The organism is Acidovorax sp. KPB24-03 (assembly GCF_057546605.1).
The window spans coordinates 1-16647 of sequence record NZ_BAAJYR010000066.1; the positions used below are offsets into that span (position 1 = coordinate 1).

The 16647-nt window shown below is 62.1% G+C and carries 12 protein-coding genes and 1 pseudogene; 3 read left to right on the forward strand and 10 right to left on the reverse strand.

Going from position 1 to position 16647, the window contains the following annotated elements; all coding sequences use genetic code 11:
* Positions 1-226 precede the first annotated feature (226 nt).
* Positions 227-706, forward strand: coding sequence for a YqaA family protein (locus AC27KI_RS10270; RefSeq protein ID WP_372588224.1), 480 nt, complete (start codon positions 227-229; stop codon positions 704-706).
* Between the two features lie 178 nt (positions 707-884).
* Here the strand turns inward: AC27KI_RS10270 and AC27KI_RS10275 are convergent, their stop codons facing one another.
* The gene (locus AC27KI_RS10275) at positions 885-1811 is read right to left on the reverse strand and encodes a YihY/virulence factor BrkB family protein (protein WP_284429421.1); all 927 of its coding nucleotides are present in this window, start codon (positions 1809-1811) and stop codon (positions 885-887) included.
* A gap of 373 nt (positions 1812-2184) precedes the next feature.
* On the opposite strand from AC27KI_RS10275, the gene AC27KI_RS10280 reads away from it, so the two are divergent.
* Positions 2185-3318, forward strand: a complete 1134-nt coding sequence (locus AC27KI_RS10280; RefSeq protein WP_487113714.1) for a Kelch repeat-containing protein — start codon at positions 2185-2187, stop codon at positions 3316-3318.
* Positions 3319-3481: 163 nt separating this feature from the next.
* Here AC27KI_RS10280 and AC27KI_RS10285 read toward each other — a convergent pair whose 3' ends face one another.
* From AC27KI_RS10285 to AC27KI_RS10325, 9 genes and pseudogenes are all read right to left on the reverse strand, one after another.
* Complete coding sequence (locus tag AC27KI_RS10285; RefSeq protein ID WP_487113716.1) at positions 3482-6631, reverse strand: type I restriction endonuclease subunit R; 3150 nt, start codon at positions 6629-6631, stop codon at positions 3482-3484.
* Between the two features lie 349 nt (positions 6632-6980).
* Positions 6981-8390 carry an ATP-binding protein gene (locus AC27KI_RS10290; RefSeq protein ID WP_487113718.1) on the reverse strand — a complete coding sequence of 470 codons (1410 nt, stop codon included), beginning with the start codon at positions 8388-8390 and terminating at the stop codon, positions 6981-6983.
* Complete coding sequence (locus AC27KI_RS10295; RefSeq protein ID WP_487113720.1) at positions 8387-9559, reverse strand: SIR2 family NAD-dependent protein deacylase; 1173 nt, start codon at positions 9557-9559, stop codon at positions 8387-8389. The genes AC27KI_RS10290 and AC27KI_RS10295 overlap by 4 nt, the downstream gene beginning before the upstream one ends.
* On the reverse strand, positions 9556-10944 hold the full coding sequence (locus AC27KI_RS10300; RefSeq protein WP_487113722.1) for a restriction endonuclease subunit S: 1389 nt from the start codon (positions 10942-10944) through the stop codon (positions 9556-9558). Before AC27KI_RS10300 ends, AC27KI_RS10295 begins: the two co-directional genes overlap by 4 nt.
* Entirely contained in the window at positions 10934-12652 is a 1719-nt protein-coding gene (locus tag AC27KI_RS10305) for a class I SAM-dependent DNA methyltransferase (RefSeq protein ID WP_487113724.1), read from the reverse strand. Before AC27KI_RS10305 ends, AC27KI_RS10300 begins: the two co-directional genes overlap by 11 nt.
* A 148-nt stretch (positions 12653-12800) precedes the next feature.
* A pseudogene (locus AC27KI_RS10310) lies at positions 12801-13394 on the reverse strand (IS3 family transposase); the annotation flags it as partial.
* On the reverse strand, positions 13387-13485 hold the full coding sequence (locus AC27KI_RS10315; RefSeq protein ID WP_487113726.1) for a transposase: 99 nt from the start codon (positions 13483-13485) through the stop codon (positions 13387-13389). The pseudogene AC27KI_RS10310 and the gene AC27KI_RS10315, both read right to left, overlap by 8 nt.
* 208 nt (positions 13486-13693) lie before the next feature.
* The gene (gene ychF / locus AC27KI_RS10320; protein ID WP_272567328.1) at positions 13694-14788 is read right to left on the reverse strand and encodes a redox-regulated ATPase YchF; all 1095 of its coding nucleotides are present in this window, start codon (positions 14786-14788) and stop codon (positions 13694-13696) included.
* A 101-nt stretch (positions 14789-14889) separates the two neighbouring features.
* A complete protein-coding gene (locus tag AC27KI_RS10325) occupies positions 14890-15762 on the reverse strand; it encodes an MOSC domain-containing protein (RefSeq protein ID WP_284393173.1) in 873 nt (290 codons plus the stop codon).
* Positions 15763-15858: 96 nt separating this feature from the next.
* Between AC27KI_RS10325 and AC27KI_RS10330 the strand changes: the two genes are divergently transcribed.
* Positions 15859-16647 (forward strand): FAD-dependent monooxygenase (locus tag AC27KI_RS10330; RefSeq protein WP_487113728.1); only part of this gene is annotated, 789 nt, incomplete at its 3' end.

Genomic DNA, 16647 nt, shown 5'->3' on the forward strand with positions numbered 1-16647 from the left:
TGCGCCGCACCGGCCAGGCAGCAGGCCAGGCCGAGCGCGCCCACGGCCAGCGCCCGGCGCACGGCCGGGACGGAAACATCGAACCATTGCATGGTGGGGAACCTCCTCTTGTATGGGTGTGCGGCGGGGCCCACCGGTGGGCCGCACCGGGGCGGGATCGTAGCGGAGCCCAAGCGCCTGTCCGACAGCGAAGGCTCGCCGGCGTCCCCTAAACTGCGCCCCACTTATGGAAATCTGGATGAACCACCTCATGGACCTGCTGGCGCTGCCCCAGTACGGCCTCAGCACGGTGTTCATGGTGTCGTTCATCTCCGCCACGCTGCTGCCGCTGGGCTCCGAGCCCGCGGTGTTCGGCCTCATCAAGCTCAACCCGGAACTCTTCTGGCCCGCCGTGCTGGTGGCCACCGCAGGCAACACGCTGGGCGGCGCCCTCAGTTGGTGGATGGGCCTGGGCGCGCACAAGGCCGTGGACCGCGCCCGGGGCGAGCATTCCAACCCCCGCGCCCTCGCCTGGCTGCAGCGCTTCGGCCCCAAGGCCTGCCTGCTGAGCTGGCTGCCCGTCGTGGGCGACCCGCTGTGCGCGGTGGCCGGCTGGCTCAAGCTGCCCTTCTGGCCCTGCGTGGCCTACATGGCGGTGGGTAAGTTCGGGCGCTACCTGGCCATGACGGCCGGGCTGCTGTACCTCTGGCCCGAGGCGGGGCGCTGACCTTCAAAACGCTATTAATTCAATAGCAATATGCCTTAGTGAATCATGCGCTGGGGCCGGTTTTCACCCTGAACCGGCTGACTGCACCTGGCCCGGGTTCGGGCATGCGTCCGCACTTCACACCCCGCCACGCCCGGCGGTCCTGCCCAAGGTTTGCATCCAGGACGGTCCGAACGCATCACGCCCCGGGCGCGGGTGACTCGCCTTGCGAAGCATCGGGGCCGCCCCAGTCTTCCGGCAGCGCCGCCCTGTCGCGCAGCACCCCGTTGACCTCCGCGCCGAAGATCAACGTGGTGGCGCTGATGTACAGGAACACCAGCGTGGCCACCACGCCCGCGAAACTGCCGTACACCAGCGCCAGCTTGCCGGCGCTGCGCAGCGTGTACGACAGGGTGGCGGCCGCCCCCACCCACATCGCCGCGCCCACGATGGCGCCCGGCACCACGGTGCGCAGCCGCTGCCGCAGGTCCGGCAGCCAGCCGTAGAGCAGCGCGTACAGCACCGTCAGCACCAAAAACGCCGAGCCGTAGCGCACGCTGTTGCGCAGCCAGGGTGTCTCCTGGCCCACGCCCACGTTGCGCTCCAGCAGTTGCCACACGTAGGGCATGACGATCACCGAACTGAACGCCGCGAAGATGCCGCCGCCCACCACCACCGTGAACACCGTCACCTTGATGCGCGCCTTCCAGAACGGCAGGCCGCGCTCGATGCCGTACGAGCGGTTGAGCGCCGTGCGCACCGCCTGCATGCCCGACGACGCCGTCCACAGCGTGACCAGAAAGCCGATCGCCAGCAGCGCCTGGTTGCGCTGCGCCAGCACCTGCTGGATCACCGGCTGCATCGCGTCGCGCACCACCGGCGGCGCGTATTCCAGCACGCGCTGGGCCAGGGCCGCCGCGTCCCCCGGCTCGCCCACATAGGCCGCCGTGGCCGACAGCAGGATCAGCAGCGGGAACATCGCCAGCACCGACGAGAACGCCATGCTCCCGGCCTGGTTGGCGCTCTGGTGGAGGATGTAGTTGCGGACCGCCAGGGCGATGACGGGCAGCCCCGGGACGGACCAGGCGATTTGCCGCACGCGGTGCAGGATGGTCTTCGGTGCCATGCGTTTGTCCAACTCTGCATCCTTCTTCGTTCCGCCGATCGACCGGCGCTTGTGTGAAACCAACCCATCGACACGCGAAGCGCCAGGAGGCCCAGCGGGCTTGGTGCCGCACCCGCTGACTGTCGCCCAAGCCACGCAGGCCCTCTGTAGGACTCGAAGAACATCCGAAGCCGCCCAAGGGGGACCGCCGCACCACGATGCCAGCGCCGCTGGCTGCAGCGCGCAAGCCCTTGGACAGCCTGCACAGGTTACAGATGCATCCAGTGGTGACCGATCCAATATTCCGAACAGCGGAAAGATAGACTGCGCGCGGTCGTTTCCGGAGAAGTCCGGACGACCGGGTTCATTTCAATCATTACAACGGAGGAATTTCATGAAACGATTTCTGTGGGGCCTGGGAATGGCCCTGGCGTTGGTCGCCCCCGGGGCGCAGGCGCATGGGAGCGCAGCAGCAGAAGCATCAGCAGCAGACGGCCGCTGGACCCGGCTGGTCACCACGGGCGAGGGGCCGTCCGTGCGTTCGACGCCCGCCGTGGCGCCGGTCCTCGGGTCCATCTACCTGTTCGGCGGGGTCAAGGACGACTTCGCCAGCGGCGAGAACACGTTCTACGACGACCTGTACCGCTTCGACCCCCGCCTGGCCCGATGGACGCCGCTGTCGCCCTCTGGCGCCAAGCCGCCGGCCCGGGCCTTCGCCGCGAGTGCCGCCGTGCCGGCGCGGCACTGGATGCTGGTGTTCGGCGGCGCCCACTACAGCGCCGACCTTTCCTCGCTCACGTTCTTCGACGATTTGTGGGCCTACAGCGCCCTGCTCAACCGCTGGACGCAGTTGCAACCCGGCAATCCGGGGCCTTCGGCCCGATCGCGCCCCGCCATGTGGGTGGATGGCGAGAAGGTCTATGTGTTCGGCGGCATCCAGACCGACTTCCACACCTTGAACGACCTGTGGGCCTTCGACCTGCGCACCAATCTGTGGACCCAGATCATCGCCAATGGCGACGCAAACTCGCCGACCTCGCGCCATGAGGCCGCGGTGGCCGGGCGCGCATGGGACGGGCAATTGACGCTCTACGGCGGGCAATTCGGCGACAGCGACGGCTTCGTCTCGTTGAACGACACCTGGCGCTTCGACCTCGCCACCCATCAGTGGCAGAACATCACGCCCGCCGAAGCCGACAAAAACGTCGATGCGCCCCGCCACCAGGGATCGACCGTGCAGATCGGCCACGCGCTGCTGATGGCCGGGGGCGACCTGCCGGGCGGCAGTTCCGGCTGCGGCGCCGCGTTCCCGCAGAACGCCACGTCCGAACTGTGGCGCTTCAACCTGCACGACCGCACGTGGCGCCTGCTGGCCCCGGGCGGCGATGCCTTCCCGGCGATCAAACGCACCAACGCGGCCGGCGTGGGCGGTGTGATGTATGTGTTCTCGGGCTTTGGCTTTTCGTGCCAGAACGATGAAGGCGGGCAGGTGTGGAATCCTGACGTCTACGCGTTCCGGCCCCGCTGACCGGGGGCGCCCGTGGGCTGCGCAAGGCAACCTGCGGGCGCCATCCCGGCGCCACTGCAAACCCAGGAATAATCTCCCTCAACCCGGCGGATTCCTCAAAATCGACTGCTACGGTTCTGGAGGCAGGTCAAGTCGGCGTGCCCAGCAACTCTCTATTCCCGATTCACTTTGACCAAGCGCTCGACAACGACTCCGCCTGCTTTAGCAGCAACTCCACGGCCTCAGGCTGCTTGTCAGGCGGGTACTTCCACTTCTGCAGACACCGCCGAACCAGGATGCGCAGCTTGGCACGCACGCTTTCGCGCACCTGCCAATCCACCGAAGTGCTAGCCCGCAGCTTCTCAGTGATCTCGATAGCGATCTTTTTCAGCACTTCATCGCCCAGCTCTCGCACAGCACTTTCATTGTTGGCGAGTGCGTCGTAGAACGCGATTTCGTCGCGTCCAAGTCCCAGCGCGTCTTCGCGCTTGAGCGCAGCCTGAAACTCCTTGGCCATCTGGATCAGTTCTTCGATGACCTGAGCGGTCTCTACCGCACGGTTGTGGTACTTGCGTAGTGTCTCTAGCAACCGATCGCCGTACTTCTTTTCCTGCACCACGTTGTTGCGCGCCCGGGCCTTGATCTCATCGCGTAGCAGTTTCTCCAGCAGTTCGACCGCCAGGTTGCGGCTGTCCATCTGCCGCACGTCTTCCAGAAACTCGTCCGACAGCAGCCCAATGTTGGGCTTGTCCAGCCCCGCGAGCGCAAACACATCCGCTACACCGTCTGAAATGATGGCGTTGTCCAAAATCTGTTTGAGTGCACTGTTCTTCTCGGCGTCACTGCGCTTCTTGTCCACCGTGGTGAACTTGGCAATGGCCGCCTTGATCGCTGCAAAGAAGGCGATCTCCTTGCGCAACGCAGCCGCCTCATCCAGCGTGCCGCACAGCGAGAACGCCTTGGCCACCGCAACCATGGTGTCGAGAAAGCGCGTCTTGCCGTCCTTCAATCCCAGGATATGGTTGGCTGCAGGCACCAGCAGTGGCAGGGCCTGGGTCTCAAACGCGCTGTAGTCAAAGCCTTGCATCATGCCGCGCACGATGTCCATCTTCTCCATCAACACCGCCAGCGCCTCCGCTGCACTGTGCGTGGGGTCGCCCTTGCCTTTGGCGTCGGTATAGGCCTTCAGTGCCGCCTTGAGTTCGTTGGCGATGCCGATGTAGTCCACCACCAAGCCGCCCGGCTTGTTCTTGAACACGCGGTTGACCCGCGCAATGGCCTGCATCAGGTTGTGGCCCTTCATGGGCTTGTCGATGTACATGGTGTGGCAGCACGGCGCATCAAACCCCGTCAGCCACATATCGCGCACGATCACCAGCCTCAAAGGGTCGCGCACATCTTTGAAGCGCGCCTCCAGCCGCTTCTTCACCTGCTTGCTGTACAGGTGCGGCTGCAGCAGCGCCTTGTCGGCAGCCGAGCCTGTCATCACTATCTTGATGGCGCCCTGTTCGGGATCGGCGCTGTGCCAGTCGGGGCGCAGGCTGACGATGGCGTTGTAGAGCTGGGCGCAAATGTCCCGGCTCATGCACACGATCATGGCCTTGCCATCCACCACAGCGATGCGCGCCTCAAAGTGCTGAATCAGATCACGTGCTACTTGCTGTAGCCGGGGCTCGGAGCCCACCAGCTTCTCCAGCGCCGCCCATTCGCTCTTGGTCTTCTCGCGGCTGGCAATGTCCTCTTCGTCCTCGACGACTTCATCGACCTGTGCATTCAGCGCATCAATGTCGGCCTGGTTCACATCCAGCTTGGCCAGGCGGCTTTCGTAAAAGATGGGCACCGTTGCGCCGTCATCCACCGCATCCTGAATGTCATAGATGCTGACGTAGTCGCCAAACACCGCACGGGTGTCTTTGTCTTCCAGCGCAATGGGGGTGCCGGTAAATCCGATGAACGTGGCGTTCTTCAACGCATCGCGCAGGTGCTTGGCGTAGCCAAACACATAGCGCCCCGTCTTTGTGTCCAGTCGCCCCTTGGTGCCGTACTGGCTGCGGTGGGCCTCGTCCGAGATCACCACGATGTTGGTGCGGTGAGAGAGCAACGGGTGCGCCTCCTCCCCATCCAGCAGCGCAAACTTTTGCACCGTGGTGAAGATGATGCCGCCTGCCTCGCGCGAGGCCAGCATCTGCCGCAGCTCGTCACGGTCGCCTGCCTGCACAGGCGTCGTCTTGAGCAAGTCGCTGGCGGCACTGAAGGTGGCAAACAGCTGGCCATCCAGATCATTGCGGTCCGTCACCACCACCAAAGTGGGGTTCTTCATTTCAGGCTGCTGCAGCAACTTGCCCGCGTAGCAGGCCATGGTGATGCTCTTGCCCGAGCCCTGCGTGTGCCACACCACACCCGCCTTGCGCGAACCCGGCTGCACCTCTTTGCCATAGGTGGCGCGCTCTTCATGCACCTCCAGCACGCTTTTGCCCAAGTCTTGCGCGGCAATCACCGTGGCGCGCACCGCTTCGCGCACCGCATGGAACTGGTGGTAGCCCGCCACCTTCTTCACGATGTGGTCGCCATCCTGCTCAAACAGCACAAAGTGCCGCACATAGTCCAAAAACAGCTCAGGCTTGAAAAAACCGCGTACCACCGTCTCCAGCTCCATTTGCAGGCGGGGCCGGTCGTCTTCATTGGCAATGGTGCGCCAGGGCAACATGCGCTCTGCGTTGGCCGTGAGAGAGCCCATGCGGGCCGTAAAACCATCGCTCACCACCAAAGCAGCATTGGTGTTGAACAGGTCACTGATCTCGTCCTTGTAGGTCTGCAGCTGGTTGAAGGCGTCCCACACGTCCGTCTGTTCGTTGGCGGGGTTCTTCAGCTCCACCACCGCCAGGGGCAGACCGTTGATGAACGCGATCACATCCGGGCGGCGTGGCTGCTTGGTGCCGGTGATGGTGAACTGGTTCACCACCAAAAAATCATTGTTGCTGGGCTGTGCAAAATCGATGAAGTGCACCAGATCGGTCTTCTTCTCATCCCCCACCGCAAACTCCATCAGCAAACCGCCCAGCAACAAGCGGTGCACGCTGCGGTTGCGCACCACCATCTGCGGCTCGCTCACCGTTTGCAGCGCATGTGCGGCCTGCTCCAGCGCGGCGGGCGGAATGTGCGGGTTGATGCGTGCCAGCGCCGTAAGCAAGCGCTCGCGCAGCACCACCTGCCGGTAGTCGGTGCGCTCCGGGGCGCTGCTGTCGGGCGCAATGTCCGGGCCATGGGCAAACCGCCAGCCAGCGTCCTGAAACCAGCCAAGGCAGAGTTCTTCGAGTTGTTGCTCGTTCAGCATGTGAAGTCCCTTGCGGCAGCCCCTGCACCCGCTCTGGTTTGCGATGAAATAAAAAAATCCAAAACAATCAACCACTTAGCATGCATGCAATGGCCATTTCGCATTTGCGCAGAGATAGCGAGTGGCACACGTACAACCGCCGTGGAGTGTCGATGCTTTCGACACGCAGCAAAAACCTGTCGAAAAACACGAAAAAAATCGACACATTGGGAGATCGGCTAAACCCATGTTCCAGTCTTGCACCGTGCAATTTCTGCTTCTGCGATTTGCGATGAAATAAGAAAAACCATAAAAATCAAAGATTTAGTACCACACACGGACCGATCAGAGGCTTGCACTGAAATGACGATCAGGCCCACGCCGGGATGTACCGTGCATAGCGTTTTGAATCGGGTGCGTTCGGGTCGTTCTTGATCAAGCGCTGATCCACGGTGGCGGTAATGATTTGCGACACCGTATTGCCACTGCTTTCAGACAGCCCGAACCGTTCGCGGAGGGATTGATTGGTCATCTGCTTGCGCAACACGTACTGCAAAACGCAGTGTTGATAGCAAGCACGGACCCTGTCGCTGCCGTTCATCTCTCGGAACGCACGCGGGCCATGGATCACCACCACCGTGCGCCGATGGCTGGTCAAAAATTCGGGCGCTGGCAGTTGCATGATTTCGGCAGTTTCAATCACCCGGTCGATGCCACTACTCTTCTCTTCGCAAATCCCAAATCGGCGCATCAAGTCGGCCAGTCGCTCATTGCGGGACTGGTAACCGTCAATGAAACGCTCCACCGGCACGATGGGCTCGCCAGGGTTGGAGATTTCCACGCGGTTGCTGAACACCTCCACCACAGGCGAAGCACCACCCATGTCAAATTCCTGGTGAATCAGCGCATTGGCCAAAAGCTCTCGTACCACCACTTCGGGCAGCAGCTTCACCTCTTTGCGGATGGCCCCTTCAATCACCTCGTTTTGTGGGAGCTTGCCCATCACGTATTGCACCAATCCGGCAAAGCCCACCGCGTAGCCCCGCTCACCGGTCACATCAGACACTGTCTGCATCTTGGACTCGCCCGCATACACGATCACACGCACGGCTTTGCGGCTGATGTCTGGAAATTGCCGCATGTTCTTGGCCAGTAGCACCGCCCCGATGTGCAAGATGTTGAAGCCCGCCGCGCTGCGCTCAATCAAGCGCTCATCCAGCAAGCGGGCCAGTACCCCCGCCTGATCGGTGGGGTAGGGCAAGCGCATCAGGTCAAAGTAAGTCTGCGTATCCAACAGCTGCACTACATCTTGCGCAGACACATCCTTCAGCGCAGGGTTCTCCAGCCAACTGGGCTGCCCCTCCGCAAATATCTTGCGAAGCTGATCCTCGCTCATAGGCACCAGTTCTTCGCCTGAGCGCATCAGGTAGGCACCTTCGTGGTGGTAAGCCGTGCCCCTGGGACGGGCAGGAACAGTGAACACCACCACCCGCCCGTCAGAGTGGGCAACAGCCTCCACATCCACACGAAAGCCCACCCAGTGAAACAGCTTCTCGGTAATGTCTTGCGTGTCCAGGAAAGCTTGGCTGCCCACCACGGGGCGCGGCGGCTTGTCTGCAATGCCCAGCACCAAATGCCCGCCGCCCTCGTTGGCAATGGCAACGCAATAGCGGCACAGCTTGGTGGTGTCGTACTGGTTGCGCGCTTCTTTGAACTCCAAACGTTGCGTCTCAGAGGCCAAGCCGCGCCACAAATCAATCTGTTCTGGCGAGATGCTCATTCGAACTTCACCTGTCTGCGTGCCACCGCAATGGCTAGTTTCAGAATCTGCTCCAGCAGGCCGTGGTCCGGTTTGCCGTCGGCATCGGCAGGCGTTGCGTACCACAACGGCCGAATTTTCAGCTGCAAAAGGCGTGCTTCCTTGCGGGCACGTTCTTGCGGTGTAGCAGGCTCATTGAGCAGGGCGAAGTGATCGGGGATTTCAAAAGCGCCCTCGTCAACGACCGACTTAAACAAATCAAGTGTCTTGTCTTGCTCCAGGCTACAGCCCAAAAACAGTAGCGAATGGCTGATAAAGATTTGCCGCAGCGCCCGAGGCAATTGGTTCTGGAAGGCGATGGGCTCGCCTCCAGCCCCGCCGTAGGCAGTTTGGTATTGCGCCTGGGTGAAAACATGGGTGTTGGGCTGTCCAGCATCTCCGTGTAGCTTCAGAATGCAACGCTCACCGCGCAAGAGTCTCTGAACGAAATTGTTGCCCGCCTGTGTGCCGTACATATAGCCGTCCAGCGACCGCTCCTTTTCACGAAACAGGTCTTCGATGACCGTGTCGAAGTTCGTGGTAACGATGCAGCCGGTGGCGAGCTGCGGCAAAAGAGCGATGGGGCCAGTGATCGCACCACGCTGGCGAAACTCTGTCTTGATGAAATGCTGCACCTGCTGGGCCGAGGCGTCGTGCAGCACCTGGGCCGCTTGCAGATAGTCGTACTGCGCCATCAGCGGCTCAATGTCTTGCACTTCCAGCCCCTGGAGCTTCTGCGCAATCTTGCGCAATGCCTCGCCCCACATGGGGTAGCCGCAGGGTCTGGAAAGCCCCGCACCCACAAACGGCGCAATGCGCCCGGACCGGACGGCATCCACCAAGTCCAAAAAGACAGCTTGTTGATCGGATGCCTTGACGAAAGCCGTCGCCGCTTCATGCTGATCAACCTCGCGTTGCCCCTGCCAGTGATCCAGCTCATCCAAATAGGCATCACGCTCTACCCAGTACAAGGCATCACTCACCTTAACCAGATAATCGTGTTCAGGGTCGCGCAGGCTTTTGAATGACAGCGGATCAGCCTCATCCAGCACGGCATTGAATTGCTCATTCGACGAATAAGCCGCCTGCAAGGCCTCCTCGACCTTGTCCACGATGAGCTTGCTGTCGCGGAGCTTTTGGATGTCCATCATGCAGCCTCAAGATTTTCAACGAGGGATTCAACAGTCAATTCCCCGGAGAGCAATTTGGGAAGAAGCGTGTCACGCAATTCCCCGAGCGCACGCATCTGCCGAGTAAGGCAATGCACCTCCTGAAATAGCGGCGAAATCGCGGTTTGAAATGCCGACAACAGCTCTGGGCCGGGAGTCAGCAAAACCAGAGATTCGATATGCGCCTTGGTGATGGCCTCGCGCGACGCTCCTGCATTCAAGCCGAGCAAGTAGTTCTTGATATCGGGTCTTAGTAAGTGCATGTGGATGAAACGCGGAGGCACACCCGCCTTGGCACGAATGATCGCAACATGCTGATTTACGCGGGCCGGAAGCACATCGGGCTCGACAACACAAGTGCGCAAAATCGATGCCCCAGTGATGTTGAGCAAGACATCTTCTTCTTGAACCGTGACCCCCTTGAGCTGGGCAGCGGCCTCGTCCGAAATTCGTGCCAATCCGTCCCAAACAAACAAGCTGTCGTAAACATTTTGGCTGCGAATAAGCGCAACACCTTCTTCAAGGTAGACCTCTTTTCCGCCTCGCGGTGTTGAACCGCTACCAATTTTGTCCGTAAGGTGCAATAGCGGTTTATGACTCCATCCCTTCGGAATTGCCCCCAACTCCGACGCTTCCATCTCATCAGGAAACAGCGCAGCAGTGGCGGCGAGTTGTTTGTATTGCTCGGGTGGCAGTGCGTCGAGTTCAGAATCAGCCTTGCCGCTGATGGCGCCCATCGCGGCGCGCTGCGGGTCACGGCCGTCAGCCTTGGCGACGATCCTGGCTTTGACTGGGTCGAAATCGACAAACCAAGATTGGAAGATGGCTTGCGCCATGGCTTCGAGGGTTTGGTTGATGCGGCGGTTGAGGTCGATTTTGTCGTCGAATTTTCGAAGAGCCGAACCTATGGCCTTTCTTTCGTCTGGAGGCGGGAACGCGAAAGAGAAGTCAGAAAGTGCTTGCCAAGAAACGCGCTGCCTGCCAGATGTTCCTTCCATCCGCGCTTCAGCGAAGGCCCTGAATTGAGGGTGACGAGCCAAGTAGTAGACGTAATCCTCATCGTATTCAGGAGCCTTTGCCGCCATGACGATGAATTCCGTTGACCCGTGTGCGATGGACCCGTCAGGCAGAACATTTACTTTGGCTGTCTTGCCGTTTTCAAGACAAGGTGTGATCCGAGCAAACAGAGTATCCCCATTTTTGAAGCGTGAACCACCGCCTGTAAATTCGCGCTCAGCGACATATGAAATATCGCGTTGGTGTTCAGGCAGTGCGGCCATATCTACGAAGTGTGCGACAGCACCACGCTTGATTTGACGCGATGGATTGAACTCAACCAGCTCACTAATTGGAAACTCAGCAGCCATATCCCAACCCCGCCAAGTTCTTCTCAATCTCCCCCTCCAGCTTGGCGCTTGCATCAAACTGTTCAGCCAAGTGCGCCGTCAGCCGTGCCATCTTGTCAGCAAAGGCTTCGCTGTCTACCTTCTGCTCCTCAGTGCCCACATACCGACCCGGTGTCAGCACGTGCTCGTGCTTGCGAATATCGGCGAGTGATGCTGAATAACAAAAGCCTGGCATGTCGGCATAACCCTCGCCATGTTGCCAAGCGTGGAAGGTGCGGGCCACATCCTTAATGTCATCCACCGTGAAGTCCCGCAGCACCCGGTCTTTCATGTAGCCCAGCTGGCGGGCATCGATGAACAAGAACTGCCCGCGCCGGTCGCGCTTCTTCTTGTCCCAATTGAAACCGTTAGCCTTGTCTTTAGTCAGAAACCAGATACAGGCCGGAATCTGCGTGTTGGTGAACAACTGACCCGGCAGGGCCACCATGCATTCCACGTAGTCGCGCTCCACCAGTTGCTTGCGGATGTCGCCCTCGTTGTTGGTGTTGCTGCTCATGGAGCCATTGGCCAGCAGCAGCGCCATGCTGCCGGTGGGGGCCAGGTGGTAGAGCATGTGCTGCAGCCAGGCAAAGTTGGCGTTGCCTTGGGGTGGGGTGCAGCCGGGCAGCCAGCGCGGGTCGCTCTCCAGCTTGGCGCTCCACCATTCCTTCATGTTGAAAGGCGGGTTGGCCATCACGTAGTCGGCGCGCAGGTCGGGGTGCAGGTCGTTTTGCAGGGTGTCGCCGGGCTGGCCACCAAAGTTGAAGTCCAGGCCGCGTATGGCCATGTTCATGGCCGCCAACTTCCAGGTGGTGGGGTTGCTCTCTTGGCCATACACGCTGATCTGGCCCGTCTTGCCCTTGACCACGGCACCGCCGTGCTCGGCAATGAACTCTTCGCTCTGCACAAAAAAGCCACCCGAGCCCATGGCCGGGTCGTACACGCGGCCTTTGAAGGGCTGCAGCATCTCCACAATCAGCGTGACGATGCTCTTGGGTGTGTAGTACTGGCCGCCCTTTTTGCCTTCGGCCAGCGCGAACTGGCCCAGGAAGTATTCGTACACATGGCCCAGGATGTCTTTGCTCTTGAGGCTCAGCACCTGCCCACCAAAAATGGGTTGGCTGAAGTGGGTGTCGGAGAAGTGGGCGATCAGGTCGGCCAACTTGTGGCTATCAATCTGGGTGCGTGCAAAGTCTTTGTTGAGTACGTTCTTGAGCTTAGGGTTCTCGCGCTCCACGGCTTCCATGGCGTTGTCGATGAGCCAGCCCACCGTGCGCATTTTTTCGGGGGTGTCTTTGCCTTGCGCATTCCAAGGCAGTGCGTCGCCAGGCGGTATCTGGGCGCAGTCGCGCAGGGTTTGCCAGCGGGCTTCCAGCGGCACCCAAAAGACGTTTTTCTCGGTGTAGTAGTCGCGCACCTCCAGCTCGGCGGCGATGTTTTCTTCGTACTCTGCCGTGCCCGCGCCACCGTACTCGGCAGGGTCCATGTAGTAATCGTGCGTGGGGTTTTGGAACTGGGCACGCAGTTCGTTTTGCCGTTCTTCAAATGCGTCGGAGACGTACTTCAAAAAGATCAGCCCCAGCACCACGTGCTTGTAGACCGAAGCATCCAGGGAGGAGCGCAGTTTGTCGGCAGCGGTCCAGAGCTTTTTTTCGAGTTCAGTGAAGAATTGTTGTTCGATGGGGTTCATGCTTTGTCCCTGATGAATTCAGATCGGCTGGTGAGGTTTGCCCGATAGATTGCGGTATCTTTTTCCACTTGACTGCGCGGCCTTCACCCGCTGGCATGTCAACCCTTCAGCCTTCATCGGGCGTTCCCCGGTTTCCCGGAGGCATTGCCTAGCCCTTTAAGCGATGTCGCTCCCCGAATTGAGCCGCTGAGGCAGTCCAATTTTGAGTGTTTTCTGAATGGGTTGTAGAACCGCTCGATGTAAATCGAAGACATCGGCCCTGGCCTGCTCCCTGGTGCGGTAGACCGTACGAACGCAGCGCTCGGTCTTCAGCGTCGAGAAGGAGCTTTCCATCGCCGCGTTGCCCCAGCATTCACCGCGCCGGCTCATGCTGAAGGTGATGTTCTGGCTCTTCAATAACTGCTGGAACTCGTCGGTGGCCTACTGGCTGCAATAGTCTGAATGATGCATCAGCGAAGCCGGTTTGCCTCTTCACCACAAGGCCATCAGCAACTCACCGCTCACCATCCGAGCCTGCATGGTGTCGTTCATCGACCAGACCACAATGCGGCGCGAGTACAGGTCCATCACCCTGCGGTATAGAGCCAGCCATCTGCCGTCCCGATGTAGGTGAAGTCTGCAACCCACTTCTGGTGGGCTCCAGCGCCCCGAACTCGCGCTGCAGGTGGTTCGGCGCAATGTGGTTCCCCATGGTGTCTCCAGGAAGCCTACGGCACTTGCGCCTGACTTGCAGGCTACCGACTGACCCAACGACGCAGCACGCTTTGCTCGATGCCGAAGTCCTGCGCAACGTGTGTAACCTTCCCTCCAGGCTGCTTGACCAGCCTCACCACTTCCCGCTTGAACTCGTCCGTAAACGTTTCTCAGTGCTTGGCATGTCTGCCTCCTAAACACATCATGTCATTGGATGTGTCCGGGACAGCGGGGAAGCCCGAAATGCCCTGAACGATCTAGTTCACCAGCGAACAGCTTTCCCTATATCTATCAATGGTTCGCCAACAACTTCGAACGTTGGCGACCCCTGAAAAAAGCGCTACCTGTTTAGACGTTGAACAGGAAGTTCATTACGTCGCCATCCTTGACGACGTATTCCTTGCCTTCCGCGCGCATCTTGCCCGCGTCCTTGGCGCCCTGTTCGCCCTTGAAGGCGATGAAGTCTTCGAAGGCGATCGTCTGGGCACGGATGAAGCCGCGCTCGAAGTCGCCGTGGATCACGCCCGCGGCCTGCGGGGCGGTGTCGCCCACGTGGATGGTCCAGGCACGCACTTCCTTCACGCCGGCCGTGAAGTAGGTCTGCAGGCCCAGCAGGTTGAAGCCGGCGCGGATCAGGCGGTTCAGGCCCGGTTCGGCCTGGCCCATCTCGGCCAGGAACATGTCGCGGTCCTCGTCGCTCATCTCGGACATTTCCGCTTCCATCTTGGCGCAGATGGCCACGACGGGCGCGTTCTGGGCGGCGGCGTATTCCTTGAGGCGCTCCAGCAGCGGGTTGTTCTCGAAGCCGTCTTCGCTCACGTTGCCCACGAACATGGCGGGCTTGGCGGTGATGAGGCAGAAGGGCTTGAGCAGCGGCGCGTCTTCCTTGCTCAAGGGCACGGTGCGCGCGGGCTTGCCCTGGTCGAGCGCGGCCTGGATGGGCGTGAGGAGGGACACCAGCTTGGCGGCTTCCTTGTCGTTGCCCGACTTGGCGGCCTTGCTGTAGCGGTTGAGCGCCTTTTCCACCGTGGCGAGGTCGGCCAGGCACAGCTCGGTCTGGATGACCTCGATGTCGGAGATGGGGTCCACGCGGCCGGCCACGTGGATGACGTTGTCGTCCTCGAAGCAGCGCACCACGTTCACGATGGCGTCGGTCTCGCGGATGTGCGCGAGGAACTGGTTGCCCAGGCCTTCGCCTTGGCTGGCGCCGGCCACGAGGCCCGCGATGTCCACGAACTCGACGATGGCCGGCACGATGCGCTCGGGCGTGATGATGCCGGCGAGTTGCTGCAGGCGGGGATCGGGCACTTCCACCACGCCCGTGTTGGGCTCGATGGTGCAGAACGGATAGTTCTCGGCGGCGATGCCGGCCTTGGTCAGCGCGTTGAAGAGGGTGGACTTGCCCACATTGGGCAGGCCCACGATGCCGCATTTCAGGCTCATGGCAGGGCTTTCAGGTGTTCGGGAGACAAACCCGCGATTTTACGGGGTGGGCCCGGGGCCCTGGCGGCCGGGCGGATCCCGGCCCTTTTCGAACGGGCGATTCAGTCGAAGCGCAGATCGGCCGCGACGGGCTGGCCCACGCGCAGCATGCGGCCCGCGCCTTCGCGCACGATGGCGTTCATGCCGAAGGTGATGGCGCCGCCCAGCCGGCGGTCGTGGCGGTAGGTGCGCATCATGTCGCTCACCTCGGGGCTGCTGGCGGCGGTGGCCGGGTCGATGTCCGGGATGGGGCAGCGCGCGCAGGGCTTGGTGGGCTGCAGGTGCACTTCCTCGCCCTCCCCGGTGCCGATGTAGAGCCGGTCGATGCGGTCCTCGTCGTGCGCGTGGAGTCCATCGACCACGATGTTGGGGCGAAAGCGCTCCATGCCCACGGCCGCGTGGCCGGCGGCCCGCAGCCGCTCGTTCAGCCCGTCCAGCGATGCCTGGCTGGCCAGCAGCAGCGGGAAGCCGTCGGAAAAGAGGTTGGGCACCTCCAGGCCGTCGGTCCACTTCGGGCTGGACAGCCGGCGGTGCTCGGGGTCGAACCGCACCATGCGGCAGGGCTGGCCCAGGAAGTCGGTGAACCACTGGGCGGCCAGCGGGCCCATGTCCCAGGCGGGCACGGTGTCGTCCCACAGCCGCACCGTGGCCGGGCCTTCCACCTGGTCGATCGCCACGTGCAGCGCCAGCATGCCGGGGGCGCGCAGCACCATTTCGTGCACCTTGAGCTGGGGCCGGACCAGGGCCATGCGCGGCAGCGTGCGCTGGGTGAGAAAGTGGCCGGCCGCGTCCACGACCATCCAGGCGCGGTCCAGGTCCAGCCCGGTGTCGGTGAGCAGCGCCTGGCGCACTTCGATGCCGGCGCAGGATTTGACGGGGTGGACGAACAGGCGCGCGATGGTGCCGGCAAGGTCGTGGTCGGGGCGGAAAGTCACGGGGAAAAAGCTCCAGGGGCGCGGGCGCGAAACCCATCGGTGAAAGCGGGATTGTGCCCGCCCGTGCCGCCTTGGCCGGCTCCTACAATGCCCGGCATGGCCCAAACCTTTGATGTATGTATCCGTGGCGCTGGCGTCGTGGGCCGCACCCTGGCCCTGCTGCTGGCCCGCGAACGGCTCCGCGTGGCCCTGGTCGGCACGCCCGCCCCCCCGGCGGCCGATGTGCGCGCCTATGCCTTGAACGCCGCCTCGCGCGGGCTCCTCGAATCGGTGCGCGGGTGGCCCGATGCCCCCCACGCCACCGCGGTGCGGCAGATGCAGGTGCATGGCGACCAGGGCGGCGAGGTGACGTTCGATGCCGAACGCCAGGGCACCGAAGCGCTGGCCTGGATCGTGGACGTGCCCGCGCTGGAGGCCCGCCTGGCCGATGCCCTGCGGTTCCAGCCCCAGGCCGAATGGGTGGACGCCCCGGTGCCCGCCGCGCTCACCGTGGTGTGCGAGGGCCGCGCCAGCCGCACGCGCGAGGAATTCGGCGTGGACTTCGCCACCATGCCGTATGGGCAGCACGCGGTCGCCACCCGGCTGCAGTGCGAACGGCCCCACGGCCAGGTGGCGCGGCAGTGGTTCCTGCCCGACGGCATCCTGGCCTTTTTGCCGCTGGACGGTGCCGCGGGGAACTCCGTCGCGGTCGTCTGGTCAGTCTCGCAGGACCGGGCGCAGCGCCTGGTGGCCCTGGACCCCGCCGAATTCGAGCAGCAGATCCAGCAAGCCAGCCAGAACACGCTGGGCACCCTGCAGTTGAGCGCGGACCGCACGGCCTGGCCGCTGCAGCAGGCCCGCGCGGACCGCTGGTGCGGCCCCATGGCGGCGCCGGGCCAATCGGGC